Below are 1,206 nucleotides of genomic sequence, written 5' to 3' on the forward strand. Positions count from 1 at the left end.
TTTCCGTGCGCGCGTGGACGAGTGGGGCCTCGGCTTCGCGTTGAGCGAAGGCATCGTCGAGCGCGCGTCGGACGTGTTCGACATCGAAAGCGAATGCCGGGCCGGCAGCGCCGAAGTGCGGCTGACCGTGTCACAGCAGGCGTTCATGGCGATGAAGGCGCACCGCCGCGCGCTGGCCGGCCGCACCGGCTGCGGCGTATGCGGAATCGAAAGCATTGCGCAGCTCGACCTGCACCCGCCGCGCATCGCCGCCGCCGGCACGGCCGCCGGTATCGGCGCGGCAGCGATCGAACGCGCCGCGCGTGCGATGCCGGCCCACCAGACGCTGATGCGCGAGACGGGCGGCATCCATGCGGCCGCCTGGTGCAGCCGCGACGGCGACGTGCTCGAGGTGTTCGAGGACGTCGGCCGCCACAACGCGCTCGACAAGCTAATCGGCCGGCTCGCGCGGTGTCGCGCCAACCTGCACGACGGCTTCGTGTTCCTGTCGAGCCGCGCAAGCTACGAACTGGTGCGCAAGGCCGCGCGGGTCGGCATCCCGATGATCGCGACGATCTCGGCGCCGACGTCGCTTGCGATCGACGTCGCCCGCGAGGCCGGCGTGCGGCTGCTCGGTTTCTGCCGCAACGACGGCTTCGTCGAGTACGTGTCGCCCGACACCGCTCCCCCCGCTTCCCCCGCTCACCCCGACCAACCCGCGCTTGCGCCGGCGCATCCGGCGCTCTCCTGATGAAACCCCTGACCGATTTCGACACCGCGCAGCAGCATTTCGCCAGTGCGTTCGCTCCGCTCGGCGCCACCACGTCCATCCCGATCGCGGCAGCCGCCGGCCACGTGCTGGCCGCGCCGCTCACCGCCGTGCTCGACCAGCCGCCGGCCGACCAGAGTGCGATGGACGGCTACGCCGTCCGTCACGCGGATCTCGCGCACGGCGAGCCGCTGCACGTCGCGCAACGCTGCTATGCAGGCGACACGCCGGCACCGCTGGCTCCGCGCACGGCCGCGCGCATCTTCACCGGCAGCGTGATTCCGCCCGGTGCGGACACCGTCGTGATGCAGGAGCACGCACGCGAGCAGGACGGCTGGGTCGCGTTCGACGCGCCGCAGCGCAACGGCTCGCATATCCGTCGCCAGGGCGAGGAAGTGCGCGCCGGCGACCTGCTGGTGCCGGCCGGCGTGCGCATGGGCGCGATGCATGTCGGCGTG

General features: G+C 72.1%; 1 protein-coding gene and 1 pseudogene. Both read left to right on the forward strand.

Annotation, left to right across the window (positions count from 1 at the left end):
- A partial coding sequence (gene fdhD / locus G3N93_RS40340; RefSeq protein WP_206135560.1) for a formate dehydrogenase accessory sulfurtransferase FdhD occupies positions 1-730 on the forward strand: 730 nt, incomplete at its 5' end.
- A pseudogene (locus tag G3N93_RS40345) lies at positions 730-1,206 on the forward strand (molybdopterin molybdenumtransferase MoeA); the annotation flags it as partial. The gene fdhD and the pseudogene G3N93_RS40345, both read left to right, overlap by 1 nt.

It is taken from the genome of Burkholderia sp. Se-20378, from assembly GCF_017104665.1.
GTDB classification, from domain to species: Bacteria; Pseudomonadota; Gammaproteobacteria; order Burkholderiales; family Burkholderiaceae; genus Burkholderia; species Burkholderia lata.